Genomic DNA, 19,222 nt, shown 5'->3' on the forward strand with positions numbered 1-19,222 from the left:
GTCAGCCCTCCTTGTGCGGCAGGAACTCCTGGATCTTGGTCTTGACCCCTTCCTTCACCACGCCCCAGGCACTGTCATCGCCTTTGATCATGGCCTCGGCGGTCTTGCGGGCCTGCTCAAAGGTGGCGTGCGGCGGGATCGGCGGAATGTCGGGATCTGTCCGGACGTCCAAAAGTGTGGGCCGGTCCGCGGCGAGGGCCTTTTCCCAGGCCGGCCCGACGTCGTCGGGATTGTCCACGTGGATGCCCTGCAGCCCAAGGCTTTCGGCGAAACCGGCATAATCGACGTCGGGCAGGGCCTGGGATTCCCGGAAGGCGGGGACTCCGCCCATGGCGCGCATTTCCCAGGTGACCTGGTTGAGGTCGTTATTGTGCAGGACGGCGACCACCAGGCGGGGATCATCCCATTCGTGCCAGTAGTGTTTCACCGTGATGAGCTCGGCGAGTCCGTTCATCTGCATGGCGCCGTCGCCGGCGAAGGCGATGGCCGGCCGGCCCGGGTGGGCGAACTTGGCCCCGATGGCGTAGGGGACGCCTGGCCCCATGGTGGCCAGGTTGCCTGAGAGTGAGCCGCGGACCGAACCCCGGAACTTGAGCTGCCGCGCGTACCAGTTTGCCGAGGAGCCCGAGTCGGCGCTGAGCATGGCGTTCTCCGGAAGCCGGGTGGAGAGCTCGGCGAACAGCCGCATGGGGTTGACGGGATCGGCGCTGACCATGGCCTCGTCGTGCATGGTTTCCCACCAGCGGCTGACAGATGATTCCAGGCCTTCCTGCCAGGACCGGTCCTTCTTCTGGTCCAGGTGTGGGATCAACGCGCGCAGCGCGGTGCCGGCGTCCGCGACGATGTTGAACTCGTTGGTGTAGCGCAGGCCGATCATTTTAGGGTCCACGTCGATTTGCACGCCCCGGGCCTGGCCGGGCTCGGGCAGGAACTGTGTGTAGGGGAAACTGGAACCCACCGTCAGGAGGGTGTCGCAGTCGCGCATCATCTCGTAGCTGGGCCGGGTGCCCAGCAAACCAATGGATCCCGTGACGTACGGCAGGTCGTCGGGCAGCGAATCCTTGCCCAGCAGGGCCTTGGCTACGCCCGCTCCCAGCAGTTCTGCCACTTCCCGCACCTCAGCGGCCGCCCCCCGGGCACCCTGCCCAATGAGGATGGCCACCTTGGTGCCCTCGTTAAGGAGTTGGGCCGCACCGCGGATCGATTCGCTGTCCGGCTGGATCTCTGGCCAGCGGATTCCCACGCTGGAGGGCACCATCTTGAACTCATGGGTGGGCGCGGCATACTCCAGTTCCTGGACGTCAGCGGGGATGATCACGGCGGTGGGGGCCCGCTGCGCTTCGGCGATCCGGATGGCCCGGTCGATGACATTGGGCAATTGCTGCGGGACGGTGACCATCTGGACGTAATCGGAGGCGACGTCCTTGAACAGGGTCAGCAGGTCCACCTCCTGCTGGTAGGAACCGCCCATGGCGCTTCTGGCGGTCTGTCCCACAATGGCCACCACCGGAACGTGGTCCAGCTTGGCGTCGTAAAGGCCGTTGAGCAGGTGGATCGCCCCCGGTCCGGAGGTGGCCATGCAGATGGCCGGGCTGCCGCCGAACTTGGCGTAGCCCACGGCCTCAAACGCGGCCATCTCCTCGTGCCGGGCCTGGATGAATTTCGGCTGGTTGCCCGCCTTGCCAAAGGCGGCAAGGATGCCGTTGATGCCGTCTCCGGGGAAGCCAAAGACCTTATCCACGCCCCACTCGCCCAAACGGGAGAGCAGGTAGTCAGCCACTGTAGTTGCCATGATCAGTCTTCCTTCACGCTCATCGCGGCGCCCAGGCGGGCACCTTGGATCAGGTCCCTGGCGGCGCGGGCTGCCAGGGCCATGATGGTCAGGGCAGGGTTTGCGCTGCCCTGTGTCGGCAGGACGCTGCCGTCGGTGACCAGCAGGTTGGGTACTGCGAAACTCCGCAGGTTCCGGTCCACCACTCCTTCACGCTCGCCGGCGGCCATCCGGGCACCGCCCACCAGGTGTGCATAGCGGTTGATGGTGATGACTTCCTGGGCCCCGGCGGCCGTCAGGATCTGCTCCATCACCTGTTGCGCTGCGGACATCAGCTGCCGGTCGTTGTCGCACTGGCTGTAGCTGAAGCAGGCCACAGGGATGCCGCTGCGGTCCGTTTCGTCCGCAAGGGTGACCCGGTTCCCTTCGAAGGGGAGGAATTCGCAGAGGGCGCCGAGGCAGGCCCAGTGCGGGTAGTCGCTCATGTACCGGCGGAGGGCGGCGCCCCAGTGTCCCTGTGCTGCCACATGTTCGGCCCAGGTAATGGGAAGCGGGGAGACGCACTGGACGGAGAACCCCCGCTTGTACGGCTTTGCCGGGTTTGTCTCGTAGAAGTCCTCGGTACTGACTTCGGGTGGAGGGGCCTTCCACATCCGCACTTCGGCCTGGAACCGCCCGCCGGTTTGAGGCGCGCCCTGCACCATCAGGTAGCGGCCCACCTGGTCGAAGTCGTTGCACATTCCGTCCGGGAAGCGCGGTGAGGTGGAGTTCAGCAGCAGCCGCGGAGTTTCGATCGAGTAGCCGGCCACCGCCACAAGGCGGGCGCGCTGGAACCTTTGAACGCCCCCGTGGAGGTATTCGACGCCGGTTGCCAGGCCCGTGCGTTCGTCCAGTCGGATCCTGGTCGCCATGGAGTCGGGCCGGATTTCGGCGCCGTGGGCCAGCGCGTCCGGGACGTGCGTGATCAGTGGTGAGGCCTTGGCGTTGACTTTGCAGCCCTGGAGGCAGAAGCCGCGGTAGATGCAGTGCGGGCGGTTGCCGAAGCGGCCGTTGGCGATCGCCACCGGTCCCACCTTTGCGGTGATGCCGCACGCGTTCGCGCCTCTCAGGAACAGGTCCCCGTTGCCGGAAACCGGGTGCGGGCGGTGGGGGTAGCTGTGCGGGTCTCCCCACGGCCAGTGCTCTCCGGAAACGGGCAGCTCGCCCTCGATGTCCTCATAGAACGGCCGCAGGTCGGCGTACTCCAGCGGCCAGTCGGCCCCCACTCCGTCCGCACTGAAGGTGCGGAAATCGCTGGGATGGAAACGCGGGGTGTACCCGGCGAAATGAACCATGGAGCCGCCTACGCCCCGGCCTGAATTATTGGAACCCAGCGGGACGGGATCTGAACCAGTGATCACCCGCGGTTCCGTCCAGTACAGGTGGTGGGAGCCGGCTTCGTCGCTGACCCAGTCCTGCTCGGGTTCCCAGAACGGCCCCGCGTCCAGGCCCACCGCACGCCACCCGGCGCGGGCAAGGCGCTGGAGCAGCGTGGCGCCGCCTGCACCGCAGCCCACGATGACAATGTCCACTTCGTCATCGTCACGGTACCGGCGCATGTCCTCGCGCAGCCGCAGGTTGCTGCCGGGGCCGGCGGGCAACAGCCACGCCGACTCATTGCGCCCGCGGAGGCTGCTCACCGGTCGGCCCCGCTGGTGGGGTCCGCACCGGGGCGGACGTCACGTACCTCGAACGGTTCCAGCCTGTCCACGCCAAGGTTCTTATAGCCGCGCGGATAGGCCGGCCCACCAAACCCGATCTCGTCCCAGGCCAGCGGATGCGAGTAGAACGCAGTACAGGCATACCGGGTCCACAAACTCCATACGCGGTCCGCCGGCAGGCCCTGCCAGAGTTCCTGGTCCAGATCGCAGATGTCCTGCAGGAGTCCGGCCTGCTGCCCTGCATCCAGGCGGGCGAAGATGCAGCCGGCGCGGGAGTTTGCTTCGCGGTCCAGCGCCGCGAGGGAAACACGCCACGCCTCGCCGTCGCGCGGCATGTTCCCGTAGTGCCAGCCATCGGTTTGCTCCTCGGCCAGGCGGGCGTCCACCATGTTCACCACCGGCACCCGTGGCTCCGCATGCTGGTCCAGCAACTGGTCGAAGAGGGCGCGCGCCGCCGCTTCCTCCGCCGGGGTGAAGAAGCGCACGTCCGGAGGCAGGCCCAGCCTGGACTGTACGACGGCGGCAGTTGCGTGGTCCCAATGCTTCGCCTGCGCGAGGGTGCTGAAGCCCGGGTACCGGCCGCCGCCGTCGTCCTCGCCCAGGGGGAGACCGGTCACGGTTCCCTCCTCAGGACTGAGGCCAGCAGGCCCATCCCGCCCACCAGGGTGACCAGCAGCGGTGCGAACAGGGGCGGGCCCATCTCCAGGTTGTAGCGCAGGTTGGACAGGCCCCCCGGCTTTTGCCGGATGCCGCGCAGGTGCAGCCAGGTTCCCTGCAGGCCATTGGCGATGATGGCGGCGCTGGCCAGTGGAAGCGCCGTCTTTGCCATGCGCCGGCTGAAGACACCCGCGACCCCGGCCGCTGCCCCCACCGGTCCCAGGGCCACTGGGACCCACATCCACTTGTTGCCGAAGCTGGCCTTGTCATGCTCAAGGAAGATCTCGGCAGCAGTCACCAGGGCGCCTGCCGCCGTCAATCCGGAGAGCGAACGTTCGAACCGGCCGGTCTGTACGTTCCTGATGAGCCGGTCGATTCCACTGACCGTGCTTGCCACAGAATCTTTTGCCTGTATTGTTCTCACGATTCTCCTTACCTGGACTGACTGTCCCGCACCGGTCCCGTGGAAGCTTCAAACTTTGCGGGGAAGCAACTATCGGAGGAAACTGGTGCCCATGGATACAGTTGGCGGATCTGAAACAATCCCGGAACCTTCGAGCCGGGAAGTTGAAGCGGTGATGCGTGCTGCCGATACCCTTTTGCGTGTGGTGGCCCGCTCTGTCGCTGAGGTGGAGGATGTAGTGAATACCCCGCAACTGCGGGTCCTGGTCCTGATCCACAACCGGGGGCCGCAGAACCTCGGCGGAGTCGCCGCCGAACTTGGCGTGCATGCCTCGAATGCGACGCGGATCTGTGACCGGCTGGTAGCTGCTGAGCTGCTGCAACGGCGGGAGGACCCGGCAGACCGGCGATATGTCCGGCTCGAACTCACAGCGGAAGGCAATGCGCTGGTGGATTCGGTGCTCGACCACCGGCGGCAGGCGATTGCGGAGGTCATTTCAAGAATGCCATCGGGCCGCCGTCCGGCGTTGGCTGCAGCGCTGGAGGCTTTTGCAGCCGCCGCCGGGGGCGAGGGCACCTCCGACGGCCGCTTTACATTGGGAGCCGGCGCGTGAACTGAGCTGGGACTGCTGCGGCAACGCATGATTTCATTGAACTACAGTACTTGCGCATGCGCAATAGTTGGCACTTCGCTGTGGGTGTGGATGTCTTTCGGGTCCGGGCGCCGGCGCAGCTCCGTTAGAGCGGCTTGATGCCCCATTGACCGGTATGGGACTGGCCCGGCTCAAGGATTATCAGGCCTTCGCCTGAGTTGAAGGCATCAGGGGCGCACGTCATGGGTTCAACCCCGAGTCCGCTGCGCCGCCGGTCCCGTTGGGGAAGGGTGTCCCCGGTAAAAATTTCCAGGTACGGATAGGACTCATCCACCCACAATTCAACCCCTCCGGAATTGTCCGGCCGCAGCAGTCTTACCCGTGCGCGTCCGTCCGCATCACGGATCAGGTCGCTGTAGGCAACATCAATGTGCCGCCCGCCCAGCTGCTGGAGTTCCCGTAGGTCGTACATGGTGCCATCCACGCGCTCGTGCCCCGTGGGGATGCCGCGTTCGTCCACCGGCAGGAAGGTGCGGCCGGGCACCTGCACCAGGCCGCCGTCGATGGCGCCCGCATGCGTGGCCCCCGTACTCAGGTAGGGATGGGCTCCCGTCCCGAACGGGCAGGCGGATGCGCTTCGATTAACTACCGTCGTCCGCACACTCAAGCCGTGGTCGCTGAGCAGGTAATCCAGCCTGGCATCAAGGACCCACGGCCAGCCCTGGCAGGCGTGAAGGGTATAAGTGAACGAAATTTTGTTGATCTCCTGCTCCACGACCGGGACGCTCCAGTTCCGCCACCGGGTCAGGCCATGGATTGCACCACCCTTGTCCGGCTCGCTCAGGTCCAGCTGCAGCCGGTCGCCGCCCCACTCGTACCGCCCGTCTTTGACCCGGTTGGGCCAGGGGATCAGGGACTGCCCGCGTGCGCCCGTGCACATGTCCTCCGGCCCGTACCCATCCAACAGGTTGCGGCCGTCCTGCAGGTAAGCGCGAAGGGCGCCCCCGACTTCGGTCAGCAGGACCCTTTGCCCGCCGACGGCGATCTCATACTGCCGTCCTGAGGGGAGCCGGCGGGGCGCGCCGGGGTTATCAGGGCCTGGCTCCGCAGTCATGGCTGCGCCTGCCGTCACTGCAGCAGGTCGAGGACGACTTTGACGTCGTCGTCTTGGTGGTCGAAGGCGTCCGAATAGTCTTCCAGCGGAAGCCTTCGGCTGATGAGGCGGCGCAACCAGCCACGGTCAGCTTTCGCAAGTGCCTGTGCTCCGGCGTCGTAGTGGCGGCGGTTGGCATTGACGCTGCCGAACACCACGCCATTCATGAGCACCTCCTCCCGGTTGAGCGCGCCCACGTCCACCTTCGTCTGTTTCCCGGTTCCGGAGACGCCGGTGAGGCACGTAATGGCGTCCTGGTCCCGGCACTTGAGTGCATCAAGGACCACGGGCGTGACCCCCGTGCACTCGACGAGGATGTCGGGCAACAGGTCCGATTCCGGCAGGGGTTCACTGTGGTAGGTGGCGCCCAGGTCGCGGACAAGCTGGGGCTTGGGACCGTCCTTGACGACGTCGAAGACGTGGACGTCCAGGCCCTGTTGAATCCCCAGCAATGCCGCGAGGAGACCAACGGGCCCGGCCCCGGTAACGACGGCGGTGTGGGGGTCGAAGAAGGCGCGCTGCCCGATTCTGTTGATCTGTTCCCACGCCTTGGCAACGATGGTGGTGGGCTCCAGCAGGACGCCCACGTCCTCCAGTCCGGGATCAAGTTTGACCATTGCATCTGCATCCGCACGCCACTGCTGCCGGGCGAAACCGTCGATGCCCTTGATCCCGTGCTCCGTGTAGTTCCCGTTCAGGCACATGTCCCATTCCCCGGCGGCGCAGGCCTTGCACGGTTCGGGGTCAGGCCTGCGGACAATGCCCACCACCAGGTCGCCCTTGGCAAATCCTGAATCCGGGGGAGCCTCCAGCACGCGGCCCAGATTCTCGTGCCCCAGCACCAGGTAGTCCTGGCCGGGAGGCGCTTCGCCGTATTCCGCCGCAATGATCTCGCTGTCGGTGCCGCAGAGGCCTACGGCAAGTGCCCCTACCAGTACCTCGCCCTCGCCGGCCGGCGGCTCCGGAACATCGCGGAGGCGGAGTGAGTCCTTTTGGCCGGGTGTAACTGTCAATGCACGCATCGTCTCTCCTCGAGCGGAAGGTCCGTACTGCCAGTCTCACCCATTACTTGCGCACGCGCAATGGTAACCGGGAGGCAAATACGTTGTCCCGCCGTCGGAAGCCGGGCAGCATCGTGGAACGAGGCCTGCCGTGACATCCGCCTCCTTTGGGCTGAGCGGGAATACCGCGGATCACTTTTGCCTTGTTCCCTACGAGGCGCCAACCGGAAGCTGCCTCGCTCGAAAGGACCCTCTTGCCCGTAGCTTTTATTCCATTCACCCTGCACGCCTCCGTGCGGCAGGACCACCGGCGCACCTTCCGCACCGACATCGAACGCTTGACCGACGGACATCTCCGGTCCACTCCCCTGGACGTACTCAGGTCGACGAATACCGAGGCCGTTTTCCGCGGCGCGGTTCCAAAAGGCGCGCACACTGCCACCAATGCAAGCCTCGCGCGGTACCTCCAGGACCGGCTCGCCTGCGAGAATATCCACCTGGACCTCACCGTCAGCATCGAGCGGTAACCGGCTCTGCGGAGCCCGGACCGCCGGCTCTTCCACGGTCGTTGCAGCCCCGGAATTCCCGGGACTGCAACGGCCGTTTTGTTGTTGGCGAATTTGCAAGGCCAGGCCTGACCCGGCCGGGAGACACGCCTGCCCTTGTCCTGTTGCTCCCGACACCGTCTGGGATATGCTCCAGAAATGGCACCGCGAAGTTTTCTTCAATGGCCGGTCGTCCGTCAGCTGAGTACGGGCGACCTCTTGGGCCGTGGGCCGGCGGTTACGTCGGCCAAGACGAAGGCAATAGCCCCGCGGACGGCAACTGCCGACCGCGTGGTGCAGAGCGTGTGCCCATACTGCGCCGTCGGGTGTGGACAGCGTGTCTACGTCAAGGACGAGAAGGTCATCCAGATCGAGGGCGATCCGGATTCACCCATCTCCCGCGGCCGGCTTTGCCCCAAGGGCTCTGCCAGCGAGCAGCTGGTCAACTCGCCGGGCCGGCAGACGAAAGTCCTCTACCGTGCACCGCGTTCCACCGAGTGGCAGCACCTGGACCTGGCAACGGCCGTCGAAATGGTGGCGGACCGCTTCCTCGAAACCCGCCGCAGGACATGGCAGCAGGAAGACGATCAAGGGCGGCTGCTGCGCCGCACCATGGGCATCGCCTCGCTGGGCGGCGCAACCCTGGACAACGAAGAAAACTACCTGATCAAGAAGCTCTTCACAGCTGCGGGGGCGGTGCAGACCGAGAACCAGGCCCGCATATGACACTCCGCCACGGTTCCCAGTTTGGGAGCCTCGTTTGGACGCGGTGGCGCTACGCAGTCACTGCAGGACATGGCCAACGCCGACTGCATCGTCATCCAGGGTTCCAACATGGCCGAATGCCATCCTGTGGGGTACCAGTGGGTGGCGGAAGCTAAGGCCCGCGGAGCGAAGGTCATCCACGTTGATCCCCGCTTCACCCGTACGTCCGCGGTCGCAGATAAGCACATTCCCATCCGCGCCGGTTCCGACGTTGTGCTCCTTGGCGCGCTCATCAACTATGTGATCACCAACGACCTCTGGTTCAAGGAGTACGTCAGCGCGTACACCAACGCAGCCACGCTGGTCCACGACGATTACCGCGACGCCGAGGACCTGGGCGGGCTGTTCTCCGGCTTCGACCCGGAGAAGGGTGCCTACGACACGTCGTCCTGGGCCTATGCGGAAAAAGAGGACGGTGCAATCGAGGACCCCGGTTCCGGATCGGAACACGGCGCCGACGCCACGGCCCGCGCCCACGGCGATACGTTCGGCAGCGGTGGTCCGCCCCTGGAGCACGCCGAAGTTCAGCGTGACGACACCCTCGAGGACCCCCGGACCGTCTTCCAGATCGTGAAGCGGCACTACGCCCGTTACACGGCGGAAATGGTGCAGGACATGTGCGGCATCAGCGTTGCGGACTTCGAGTACCTGGCGCGCACCATCACTGAAAACTCAGGACGCGACCGGACCACCTGCTTCGCCTACGCCGTGGGATGGACCCAGCATTCCCTGGGAACACAGTTCATCCGCGCGGCAGCCATCCTGCAGCTCCTGCTCGGGAACGTGGGACGGCCGGGCAGTGGAATCATGGCCTTGCGCGGCCACGCCAGCATCCAGGGCTCCACGGACATCCCAACCCTGTTCAACCTGCTGCCGGGATACCTGCCGATGCCCAGCGCGGGCCGCCACGACAGCCTGGAAGAGTATCTGTCCGTTGTGGGATCCAAGCAGCAAAAAGGCTTCTGGGCTGACGCGGACGCCTACACCATCAGCCTGCTGAAGGCCTGGTGGGGCGAGGCAGCAACGGCAGAGAACGACTGGGCCTACGACTACCTTCCAAGGCTCACCGGCGCCCACGGGACCTATGAGACCGTGATGGGCATGCTCGAGGACCAGGTGGAGGGCTACTTCCTGCTGGGACAAAATCCCGCCGTGGGCTCGGCGCACGGCCGGATGCAGCGGCTGGGCATGTCGCACCTGAAGTGGCTGGTGGTGCGGGACCTGAACCTCATCGAATCCGCCACCTGGTGGAAGGACGGCCCGGAGATCGAGTCCGGCGAGCTGCGCACCGAAGACATCGAGACCGAGGTGTTCTTCCTGCCGGCAGCAACGCACGTGGAGAAGGCAGGTTCGTTTACCCAGACCCAGCGGCTGCTTCAGTGGCGGCACCAGGCGGTGGCTCCGCCAGGGGAGTGCCAGAGCGAACTGCAGTTCTTCTTCGAACTGGGCAAGCGGATCCGGGAGAAGCTGGCCGATTCCACGGACGAACGCGACCGCCCGCTGCTGGACTTGACGTGGGACTATCCCACGGACGAGCACGGCGACCCGGACGCTGAGGCGGTGCTGGCCGAGATCAACGGTCGGCACATGGCTGGTCCGGACGCCGGCAAGCCGCTGTCTGCGTACACGGAACTGCGTGCCGATGGTTCCACGGCTGCCGGCTGCTGGATTTACACCGGCGTCTATGCCGACGGTTTCAACCATGCCGCCAACCGCAAGCCGGGCCGGGAGCAGGGGCCAGCGGCTTCCGAATGGGGTTGGGCATGGCCCGCGAACCGGCGCATCCTGTACAACCGGGCCTCGGCCGACCCTGCAGGTAAACCCTGGAGCGAGCGGAAGAAGTACATCTGGTGGGACCAGGAGCAGGGTAAATGGGTGGGCGACGACGTGCCCGACTTCCCGGTTGACCTGGCGCCGGACAGCAAACCCGATCCGTCCGTCGGCGGTCCGGCCGCACTTAGCGGTGACGACCCCTTCATCATGCAGGCCGACGGCAAGGGCTGGTTGTTTGCGCCGAAGGGCCTGATGGACGGGCCTCTTCCCACCCACTACGAGGCGCAGGAATCGCCGGTTGCCAACGCGCTGTACCCGCAACAGCAGAACCCGGCAAGGCTGGTGTTCCCCCGCGCCGACAACCTCAGCGCGCCAAGCGCCGGTACACGTGGCGCGGACGTGTACCCGTTCGTCTTCACCACCTACCGGCTCACGGAGCACCACACGGCCGGCGGGATGAGCCGGTGGCTCCCGTACCTGTCGGAGCTGCAGCCGGAGATGTTCTGTGAGGTGTCGCCTGAACTGGCAGCAGAGCGGGGCCTTGAACCCTATGGATGGGCTACCATCATTTCGCCGCGTTCCGCCATCGAGGCAAAGGTGCTTGTCACCGACCGCATGAGGCCGCTGGCCGTCGGCGGCCACACCGTGCACCAGATCGGGCTGCCCTACCACTGGGGAGTCGGCAGCAACGCCGTGGTCAGCGGCGATGCGGCCAACGATCTGTTGGGTGTAACGCTGGATCCCAACGTCCAGATCCAGGAATCCAAGGTGGCCTCCTGCGACATCCGTCCGGGGCGCCGGCCGCGCGGTCAGGAACTGCTGGCCTTGGTTGCCGAATACCAGGCGAGGGCCGGAGTGACCATCGAAACCGGCAACCAGGCCGTCACCGACCCCGCGGCGGAAGGCATGGAGCCCCCGGGTGAAAATGACGACGCCGATGGTGGGCAGCGATGATGGACGTCACCGCCGGCCCGGCCAAAGCACACACCGCCCCGCCCGGAAGGCTGTCCACAGGCAGCATTCCGGGTATCGACCCGACGTTGGAGAACTAAATGGGCCAGCTGTCCGGACCGACCGACCCCACCGCCGATGCCCACTGGGATCACAACCATCCGCGCAAAGGGTTCTTCACCGACACCTCGATCTGTATCGGCTGCAAGGCCTGCGAAGTCGCCTGCAAGGAATGGAACCACAACCCGCAGGACGGAAACCTCGAACTGCTCGGATCCTCCTATGACAACACCGGATCCCTGGGCGCGAGCACCTGGCGGCACGTAGCCTTCATCGAGCAGGCCCAGGACCGCATTGTCGAGGCGAGGGAATCAGGACGGGCCCTGGTCAGCCTGGGCATGCCGCGCATCGGTCCTCCCACCCCGCCGGCACCCGCCTCAACGGACCTCGCGGAGGCGGACACCGCGCCGCCGGACACGGCGGATTTCCGGTGGCTGATGTCCTCTGACGTCTGCAAGCACTGCACGCACGCCGGCTGCCTTGACGTCTGCCCCACCGGAGCGCTGTTCCGTACCGAGTTCGGAACCGTGGTGGTCCAGGACGACGTCTGCAACGGCTGCGGAACCTGCGTGGCCGGCTGCCCCTTCGGCGTGATCGAGCGCCGCAGCAACGGCACGGTCAAGGTTGCCACCAGCAGGGAAGACCAGCACGCCGGGCATCCCGACGTCCCCAACGCAGGCATCGCCCAAAAGTGCACGCTCTGCTACGACCGGCTGGTGGCGGACGAGACGCCCGCCTGCGCCAAGGCATGCCCGACGACGTCCATCAAGTTCGGCGACCACGACGACATGGTGGAGACGGCCCGGGAACGGGTCGCCGACCTGCACGCCCAGGGCCTCACTGAGGCGAGGCTGTACGGTGCGAACGAAAACGACGGCGTCGGCGGAACCGGATCCGTCTTCCTGCTGCTGGACGAACCGGAGGTTTACGGACTCCCGCCGGACCCGCGGGTGCCCACAGCTGATCTGCCAAAGATGTACCGGCGGGCCGGCATGGCCGTAGCGGGAATGGCCGCGGCGGCTGCGCTGGCTTTCCTGGGAGGACGCGCGTGACACTTTCCGAGTTCGACAGTTTCCGGCCGGCAGAGCCTGCCCGGCGTCGCCGGGAGGGCGGCAAACGCGGCATAGGCCGCCGCCGCGACAACGGCGACGGCTCCCGGGAAATGCCGATGGTTCCGGAGCCGGAATTCACCTCCTACTACGGCCGTCCGGTAGTCAAGCCGGCTCCATGGGGCGATGATGTGGCGATCTATCTCTTCCTGGGCGGTGTGGCAGCAGGATCGGCCCTCCTCGGGGTGGGCGGCCAACTGACCGGGCGGCCGGTGCTGCGTCGCAATGCCCGGCTGGGTGCGCTGGCAGCAGTGAGCGCCGGCGCCGTTGCCCTGGTGAAGGACCTGGGCCGGCCGGAGCGTTTCCTGCATATGCTGCGGACCTTCAAGGTCACCTCCCCGATGAGTGTGGGCTCGTGGATCCTCAGCGCGTTCAGCGCCGGCGCCGGGGTGTCGGCCGTGGCGGAAATCGACCGGATGAGCGGAAACCGGCTGCCGCTTGGTCCCCTGCGCAAGGTGCTGCAGGCTGTCGAAGGGCCTGCCGGCGTCGAAGCTGCCGTGTTCGCCGGTCCACTGGCGGCCTACACGGCCGTGCTGCTTGGCGACACCGCCACGCCCACGTGGAACGCCGCCCACGAGGAACTGCCGTTCGTCTTCGTGAGCTCGGCCTGCCTCGCCTCAGCCGGACTCGCCATGGTGACCACGCCGGTGCGCGAGACAGGTCCGGCCCGGAAACTCGCCGTACTCGGCGTCCTGGGCGACGTGGTGGCCATGAAGGTGATGGAGCACCGGATGGACCCCGTCGTCGCAGAGCCGCTGCACCAGGGCAAGGCAGGGGCCATGCTCAAATGGAGCGAGCGGCTGGCGATAGCCGGCGGCCTGGGCACACTGCTGGGCGGACGAAACCGGATGGTCGCTGCGGCTTCGGGACTTGCGCTGCTTTCCGCTTCGGCCCTGACCCGGTTTGGCGTGTTTGAGGCGGGTCTCGCCTCTGCCAGGGATCCGCGGTACACCATCGAACCGCAGAAGAACCGGCTCGCGGCCCGCCGCGCCGCCGGCGTCACCGGCGACGCGATAACCACCGGCAGCTGAGCGGGCGGAAAGGCTCAGCGGATCCCGATGCCCCGGCCGGCCGTGGTGTGGCCGATGACGGGGTAGCCCGGCAACTCGCCCACCACCAGCATGCCGCCTGAGGTCTGCGCGTCGGCCAGCAGAAGCAGGTCGTCCTCAGTGACGCCGGCGGCGGAATCCAGGTGTGGCCGTACCCAGTCCAGGTTGCGCCTGGTTCCGCCGGAAACGAAGCCGTCCCGGAGCGCCTCGCGGGCCCCGTCGAGCAGCGGTACGGCCTTCAAATCGATCACCGCGCCCACTTCGGACGCGCGGACCATCTTGTAAAGGTGTCCCAGCAGGCCGAATCCCGTCACGTCCGTTGCCGCCCGGACTCCGGCGGCCACAGCGGCGTCGGCAGCATCGCGGTTCAGCCCGGCCATCGTCTCCACAGCTTCAGCAAACACCTCACCGGTCTGCTTGTGCCGGTTGTTGAGAAGTCCGACGCCGATCGGCTTGGTGAGCGTAATGGGCAGCCCGGGCCGGGCTGCGTCGTTGCGCAGCAAACGGTCGGGATGGGCGACGCCGGTGACCGCCATGCCGTACTTGGGCTCCGGATCGTCAATGGAGTGCCCGCCAAGCACCGGGCACCCGGCCTGGGATGCCACACTCAGCCCACCACGGAGGACTTCGGTCATCAATTCCATCGGCAGGACACCGCGCGGCCAACCGACGAGGTTGATGGCCGTGACCGGCCGGCCGCCCATGGCGTAGATGTCCGACAGGGCGTTGGCCGCGGCAATGCGGCCCCAGTCAAAGGCGTCGTTGACCACCGGGGTGAAGAAGTCGGCGGTGGTAAGGACTGCCAGGTCGTCGCGCACCAGCACGGCGGCGGCGTCGTCCCCGCTGTCAAGGCCCACCAGCACCTCTGCGCCGGGTTGGCCAATGAGGCCACGGACGGCGTCCTCGAGCTCGCCGGGAGGAATCTTGCAGGCGCACCCCCCGCCGTGGGCGTAGTCGGTGAGCCGGAGCGCGCCGGCGGCAGCTTCATCGAGTTGCTGGACTGACGTCTGGGCCTCATTCACCCGCCTAGCGTACCCTCCGGGGCAACCCTGCTATATTGAGGCGCGGTGGCGTCCGGGTCCTGGTGGGCCCCCCGGTCTTCAAAACCGGTGAGGCTGAGCATCTCGGCCTGGCGGGTTCGATTCCCGTCCGCCACCGCCAACTTTCGGCAGTGAATGCCGCGATATGAGGAGGGCTGTGGACCACGTCGATCCCCGGCGCCTGATTCCCCGCACGAACGACCTGCTGGCACTGCCCCCCGTCCGCGAAGCCGGGACACGGCTGAATGAGCGTGTGATCCGCGAACTCGTCCGGGACATCCAGGAACAGGCCCGGCGCGGTGACCTCCCTCCCGGCCAGGTGGAGCCGGTCCTGCTGGCCGCCATCGCTGACCGCAAGGCAACAACGCTGCGCCCGGTGCTGAACGCCACCGGCGTCATTGTCCACACCAACCTGGGGCGGGCACCCCTTTCCGCGGCTGCGCTCGAAGCTGTTATCGCAGCCAGCGGTTACGTTGATGTGGAACTCGACCTCGCTGACGGAAACCGCTCACGCCGCGGCGCCGGTGCACGGGCGGCGCTGCTCGCCGCCTGTCCCGCCGCCGAAGACGCACTGGTGGTCAACAACGGGGCAGCGGCGCTGGTCCTGGCCACAACAGCCCTGGCCGCCGGCCGCGAGGTGGTGGTGAGCCGCGGGGAACTCGTTGAAATCGGAGCCGGGTTCAGGCTCACCGACCTGATGGAGTCCACGGGCGCCAGGCTCCGCGAGGTGGGCACCACCAACCGGACGCATCTTCACGATTACGCCGGCGCACTCGGACCCGATACGGGTTGCGTCCTCAAAGTCCATCCAAGCAACTTCCGGGTTGACGGCTTCACATCCGCTGTTCCCGTGCACGAACTGGGCCGTCTGACCGCGGCCCACGGGATTCCGCTCGTGGCCGACCTTGGCAGTGGACTGCTGGCACCCGACCCGCACCTCCCTGATGAACCTGATGTTGCCTCTGCCTTGGCGGGCGGGGCCGACGTCGTCATCGCCAGCGGCGACAAACTGCTGGGCGGACCCCAGGCAGGCCTGCTGCTGGGCCGCAAGGACGTCATCACACGGTTGGCCCGCCACCCACTGGCCCGCGCCGTCCGGGCCGACAAACTTGCCCTCGCGGCCCTGGAGGCTACCGTTGCGGGCGGAGTGCCGCCCGTCGTGCAGGCGCTGCATGCCGACGTCGGGCAATTGCGGCGCCGCACGGAGCGGCTGGCCGGGGATCTCGGCGTGCCTGTGGTGCCGCATGACGGCCGGGTAGGCGGCGGGGGTGCCCCCGGTTTTCCCCTGCCAGGCTGGGCGCTCCGGCTCCCCGAGCGACTGGCGAAGCTCCTGCGGACCGGCGACCCGGCCGTGCTGCCGCGCGTCCACGACGGCTCTTGCCTGATCGACCTGCGGTGCGTGCCCGCCGGGGACGATGACCGGATTCTCCACGCGGTACGGCGTGCACTGGCCAATCTAGAGCATGCGGATGCAGGCAGGGCGGGCTGAGCAGTGCACGTCATTGCCACTGCCGGGCACGTCGATTCCGGTAAAAGCACCCTGGTCCGTGCCCTGACCGGCATGGAGCCGGACCGTTGGGAGGAAGAACGCCGCCGCGGGCTGACAATCGACCTGGGCTACGCGTGGACCACGCTGCCCTCGGGCCAGGATGTTGCGTTCGTTGACGTCCCCGGCCACGAGCGTTTCCTGGGCAACATGCTGGCCGGCATCGGACCGGCCCCGGTGGTCTGCTTCGTCGTAGCCGCGGATGAAGGCTGGCAGGCGCAATCAAGCGACCACCGGGACGCCGTGGCTGCGCTGGGGATCGAACACGGCGTCGTAGTGCTGAGCCGCGCGGACCGGGCGTCGGGACAGCGGGTTGCAGAGGTGCTCTCGCGGGCCCGCACGGAGCTGGCCGGCACCGGCCTGCGTGATGCTCCCGCGGTAGTGGTATCCGCCATCGATGGGACGGGGCTCGGTGACTTGCGTGCAGCGCTCGACGGCGTCCTTGCCGCTGTGCCTGCTCCGGTCACCACCGGGCGGGTCCGGTTGTGGGTGGACCGCTCGTTCACCATCACCGGTTCCGGAACGGTGGTGACCGGAACCCTGGCAGCAGGAACACTCGCCCAGGGTGACCGGCTGGAACTGCTCGGCCACGTCAATACCCGACCGGTGGTGGTCCGGGGCCTGCAAAGCCGCGACACCTCCTACGCCTCGGTGGAGCCGGTCAGCCGGGTGGCGCTGAACCTGCGCGACGTCACGGCCTTGGAGATCCGGCGCGGTGATGCGCTGGTCACTCCGGATGCATGGCCCACCACCGCAGTCGTAGGCATCCAGCGCACCACCGGTGTGGCCTATACGGAGGTACCGGAGCAGCTCATGGTCCATGTGGGAACGGCGTCCGTGCCGGCCCGGCTGCGTCCCTTCGGGGCTGACCATGGCCGGCTGGTGCTGGACAGGCACCTGCCCCTCGTCCTGGGAGACCGGCTGGTGCTGCGCGACCCCGGAAGCCGCTCGGTGCTCGGCGGCGCGCGGATCCTCGACGCCGACCCTCCGGCCTTGCGGCGCCGCGGCGACGGCGCCCACTGGGCGGACCGGCTTGCAGGCATGGACCCGAGCGGGGACGTGCTGGGAGAGGTAGCCGCCCGCAGGGCTGTACAGGCGGAGCATTTGCGCCGGCTCGGGCTTGTTTCCGGGCAGGAGGCGGAGGCGCCGTCCGGCGTGCAGGTGATCGATGATTGGTGGGTACACGCTCCTGTCCTTGAGGCCTGGCAGCATCAGCTCCGCAGCGCAGTCAAGGCGCTGCAGGAACGGGATGCCCTGGCCCCTGGCCTTTCCATGGGTGCGGCGCGGGACCTGCTCTCGCTGCCCGACGAGAAGCTCCTGTCCCACATCATCCGCGTGGCCGGCCTGGAACAGGACGGCGGACACGTCCGGCTGCCCGGCAGCCAACGCAACCTTGGTCCTATCGAACCGGCCATCGCCACGCTGGAGGGCAGGCTCAGCGCGGACGCGTTCCATGCCCCCGAAGCCGATGAGCTGGCTGCACTGGGACTCGGCGCCCGCGAGCTGGCTGCCGCAGAACGCACGGGGCGCTTGCTGCGGCTGCGCGACGGGGTGGTGCTGCTGCCTACGGCCCCGGCGCTTGCGATGCGCACCCTCGCCGGTTTGGACCAGCCCTTCACCACGAGCCAGGCCCGCCAGGCACTCGGCACAACGCGCCGGATCGCGGTTCCGCTGCTGGAACATCTCGATTCACGGGGCTGGACCAGGAGACTGGATGCCGGTCACCGCACGGTGGTGCGCTGACCCGCCGGTCGGGCAAAGAAGCGTGTCTCCAAGGAAGGCTAGGCAGGTCCGGATGCCTGGACATGGTGCAGGATATCGTCCACGACGCGGGGGAGCGGTCCGGTGGCGTCGATCGCGATTCCGCCCGGTGGGATTTCCTCCCGTGTTTTGTGCAGGTGTTCGATCAGTTGCCGTTCCGCCTTCTGTCCTCCCCACTCGTCCGGCGGGCGCCGGTCAAGCCGCCGGTTCAAGGTCTCCAGGTCCACCTCGAGGACGAAGACGCCGTCAAAGAGATCGATGAACGTGGCGAGGTTTCTCGATCCGCCGCAGAAGAACGTCACCGCTTCCCGCTGGTCTGCCGCTATCGCCCGGACGTCGGCAACCCTCCAGAGGTGGTACCGGTGCACCGCGACCCCTGTGACGCCCGCTACGGGTTTGCCGGTTACCGGATCACCTTGGTAGGCAAGTTCCCGGTCGCCGTTGATGGCGTGGTAGCCGCGCCGCCGCAATTCGTTGCAGACGGCGGTCTTGCCCGTGCCTGAACCGCCTTCGACCAGGTAATTCTTCCTGCCCATGCCTGATGGTACCCACGCGGAAGAGGGCGCGGTGGTTTGATTGGTCAGTGCTCCGTGTAAAACGCTTTGTGGTCTTCAGCCTGTTCGTGCTCTGCGCCAGCGCAGCCTTCTCGTTCTGGCTGATGGCTCAGCCGGGTGCCGGCGCGCGTGCGGCCGCTTCTCCGCCGCCGCGTGCTGGGGTCAAGCTTCAAACGGGTCCGGCAGCGCTCACCACAGCCGTGAACGTGACGCCGAGCCCGGACGCCGAGTGGCTGGGCAGGGCTGCCGCCGAAACCGGAATTCCCGCCCGGGCCCTGCGCGCTTACGTTACTTCGGCGGTCACGGCGAACGAGTCCGCGCCGAATTGTGGAATCGGCTGGAACACACTGGCCGCCGTAGGGTTCGTCGAATCAGCCCATGGCACCTACGGCGGCGGCAGCTTGAGCGCCGCTGGCCAGGCCAGCGGCCCGATTGTGGGCCCCAGCCTCGATGGCGCCGGCTTTGCCGCCATCGCTGACACCGACGGCGGTGCCCTGGACGGCGACGCCACCTGGGACCACGCGGTGGGGCCCATGCAGTTCATTCCCTCCACGTGGCGGCTCGCAGGCACGGACGGGAACGGAGATGGGGCAGCAGACCCGTTCAACATCGACGACGCCGCCCTCAGCGCGGCCACCTACCTGTGCGGCCACGGCCGCGACCTCACCACCGCGCAGGGGTGGGCAGATGCCATCTACGCCTACAACCAGTCCGATGCCTACATCCGCCGGGTGCGCTCCCAGGCCACCGAGTACGCCGCGAAAACAGGCACCACCGGTTGACCCGCATCCT

16 protein-coding genes and 1 tRNA gene are annotated in these 19,222 nt (G+C 67.1%); 9 read left to right on the forward strand and 8 right to left on the reverse strand.

Translation table 11 applies throughout. The features are described from left to right. Position 1: 1 nt before the first annotated feature. From ACTHQS_RS10055 to ACTHQS_RS10070, 4 genes are read right to left on the reverse strand one after another with little or no spacing between them, the layout of a single operon-like run. Positions 2-1,792, reverse strand: a complete 1,791-nt coding sequence (locus ACTHQS_RS10055; protein WP_440168262.1) for a thiamine pyrophosphate-requiring protein — start codon at positions 1,790-1,792, stop codon at positions 2-4. 2 nt (positions 1,793-1,794) lie between these two features. Next, positions 1,795-3,450 carry a GMC family oxidoreductase gene (locus ACTHQS_RS10060; protein ID WP_440168263.1) on the reverse strand — a complete coding sequence of 552 codons (1,656 nt, stop codon included), beginning with the start codon at positions 3,448-3,450 and terminating at the stop codon, positions 1,795-1,797. Continuing rightward, positions 3,447-4,088 (reverse strand): gluconate 2-dehydrogenase subunit 3 family protein, encoded by a 642-nt coding sequence (locus ACTHQS_RS10065; protein ID WP_440168265.1) that lies wholly within the window; start codon positions 4,086-4,088, stop codon positions 3,447-3,449. The genes ACTHQS_RS10060 and ACTHQS_RS10065 overlap by 4 nt, the downstream gene beginning before the upstream one ends. Beyond that, positions 4,085-4,552 (reverse strand): hypothetical protein, encoded by a 468-nt coding sequence (locus ACTHQS_RS10070; RefSeq protein ID WP_440168267.1) that lies wholly within the window; start codon positions 4,550-4,552, stop codon positions 4,085-4,087. Before ACTHQS_RS10070 ends, ACTHQS_RS10065 begins: the two co-directional genes overlap by 4 nt. Before the next feature lie 91 nt (positions 4,553-4,643). Here ACTHQS_RS10070 and ACTHQS_RS10075 point away from each other — a divergent pair, with 91 nt between their 5' ends. After that, positions 4,644-5,144 (forward strand): MarR family winged helix-turn-helix transcriptional regulator, encoded by a 501-nt coding sequence (locus ACTHQS_RS10075; RefSeq protein ID WP_440168269.1) that lies wholly within the window; start codon positions 4,644-4,646, stop codon positions 5,142-5,144. A gap of 124 nt (positions 5,145-5,268) precedes the next feature. On the opposite strand, the gene ACTHQS_RS10080 is transcribed toward ACTHQS_RS10075, so the two are convergent. After that, complete coding sequence (locus ACTHQS_RS10080) at positions 5,269-6,237, reverse strand: aldose 1-epimerase family protein (protein WP_440168270.1); 969 nt, start codon at positions 6,235-6,237, stop codon at positions 5,269-5,271. Positions 6,238-6,251: 14 nt separating this feature from the next. Continuing rightward, positions 6,252-7,298 carry a glucose 1-dehydrogenase gene (locus ACTHQS_RS10085; protein WP_440168271.1) on the reverse strand — a complete coding sequence of 349 codons (1,047 nt, stop codon included), beginning with the start codon at positions 7,296-7,298 and terminating at the stop codon, positions 6,252-6,254. A 233-nt stretch (positions 7,299-7,531) separates the two neighbouring features. Here ACTHQS_RS10085 and ACTHQS_RS10090 point away from each other — a divergent pair, with 233 nt between their 5' ends. From ACTHQS_RS10090 to nrfD, 4 genes are all read left to right on the forward strand, one after another. After that, on the forward strand, positions 7,532-7,804 hold the full coding sequence (locus tag ACTHQS_RS10090) for a hypothetical protein (protein WP_440168273.1): 273 nt from the start codon (positions 7,532-7,534) through the stop codon (positions 7,802-7,804). A gap of 177 nt (positions 7,805-7,981) precedes the next feature. After that, complete coding sequence (fdh, locus tag ACTHQS_RS10095) at positions 7,982-11,314, forward strand: formate dehydrogenase (RefSeq protein ID WP_440168275.1); 3,333 nt, start codon at positions 7,982-7,984, stop codon at positions 11,312-11,314. Between the two features lie 98 nt (positions 11,315-11,412). Then, the gene (locus tag ACTHQS_RS10100) at positions 11,413-12,423 is read left to right on the forward strand and encodes a 4Fe-4S dicluster domain-containing protein (protein WP_440168277.1); all 1,011 of its coding nucleotides are present in this window, start codon (positions 11,413-11,415) and stop codon (positions 12,421-12,423) included. Next, positions 12,420-13,511 (forward strand): NrfD/PsrC family molybdoenzyme membrane anchor subunit, encoded by a 1,092-nt coding sequence (nrfD, locus tag ACTHQS_RS10105; protein WP_440168279.1) that lies wholly within the window; start codon positions 12,420-12,422, stop codon positions 13,509-13,511. Before ACTHQS_RS10100 ends, nrfD begins: the two co-directional genes overlap by 4 nt. Before the next feature lie 14 nt (positions 13,512-13,525). Here nrfD and selD read toward each other — a convergent pair whose 3' ends face one another. Further along, on the reverse strand, positions 13,526-14,551 hold the full coding sequence (selD, locus tag ACTHQS_RS10110; RefSeq protein WP_440168280.1) for a selenide, water dikinase SelD: 1,026 nt from the start codon (positions 14,549-14,551) through the stop codon (positions 13,526-13,528). Between the two features lie 44 nt (positions 14,552-14,595). Between selD and ACTHQS_RS10115 the strand changes: the two genes are divergently transcribed. The 3 genes from ACTHQS_RS10115 to selB all read left to right on the forward strand — a co-directional run bounded on the left by ACTHQS_RS10115 (position 14,596) and on the right by selB (position 17,858). After that, positions 14,596-14,690: transfer RNA gene (locus tag ACTHQS_RS10115), tRNA-Sec, on the forward strand. Between the two features lie 36 nt (positions 14,691-14,726). After that, a complete protein-coding gene (gene selA / locus ACTHQS_RS10120; protein ID WP_440168281.1) occupies positions 14,727-16,058 on the forward strand; it encodes an L-seryl-tRNA(Sec) selenium transferase in 1,332 nt (443 codons plus the stop codon). A 3-nt stretch (positions 16,059-16,061) separates the two neighbouring features. Then, positions 16,062-17,858, forward strand: coding sequence for a selenocysteine-specific translation elongation factor (selB, locus tag ACTHQS_RS10125; protein WP_440168283.1), 1,797 nt, complete (start codon positions 16,062-16,064; stop codon positions 17,856-17,858). A gap of 38 nt (positions 17,859-17,896) precedes the next feature. Here selB and ACTHQS_RS10130 read toward each other — a convergent pair whose 3' ends face one another. Next, positions 17,897-18,412, reverse strand: coding sequence for a nucleoside kinase (locus tag ACTHQS_RS10130; RefSeq protein ID WP_440168285.1), 516 nt, complete (start codon positions 18,410-18,412; stop codon positions 17,897-17,899). 47 nt (positions 18,413-18,459) lie between these two features. Here ACTHQS_RS10130 and ACTHQS_RS10135 point away from each other — a divergent pair, with 47 nt between their 5' ends. Continuing rightward, a complete protein-coding gene (locus ACTHQS_RS10135; protein ID WP_440168286.1) occupies positions 18,460-19,212 on the forward strand; it encodes a lytic murein transglycosylase in 753 nt (250 codons plus the stop codon). Positions 19,213-19,222 lie beyond the last annotated feature (10 nt).

This window comes from Arthrobacter sp. SAFR-044, assembly GCF_051965175.1.
GTDB lineage: Bacteria > Actinomycetota > Actinomycetes > Actinomycetales > Micrococcaceae > Arthrobacter.

Excerpts from the sequence above, each read along its gene's own strand:
- ACTHQS_RS10055 (WP_440168262.1), bottom strand. The coding sequence starts at position 1,792 with ATGGCAACTACAGTGGCTGACTACCTGCTCTCCCGTTTGGGCGAGTGG.
- ACTHQS_RS10075 (WP_440168269.1), top strand. The coding sequence starts at position 4,644 with ATGGATACAGTTGGCGGATCTGAAACAATCCCGGAACCTTCGAGCCGG.
- ACTHQS_RS10080 (WP_440168270.1), bottom strand. The coding sequence starts at position 6,237 with ATGACTGCGGAGCCAGGCCCTGATAACCCCGGCGCGCCCCGCCGGCTC.
- ACTHQS_RS10085 (WP_440168271.1), bottom strand. The coding sequence starts at position 7,298 with ATGCGTGCATTGACAGTTACACCCGGCCAAAAGGACTCACTCCGCCTC.
- ACTHQS_RS10100 (WP_440168277.1), top strand. The coding sequence starts at position 11,413 with ATGGGCCAGCTGTCCGGACCGACCGACCCCACCGCCGATGCCCACTGG.
- ACTHQS_RS10130 (WP_440168285.1), bottom strand. The coding sequence starts at position 18,412 with ATGGGCAGGAAGAATTACCTGGTCGAAGGCGGTTCAGGCACGGGCAAG.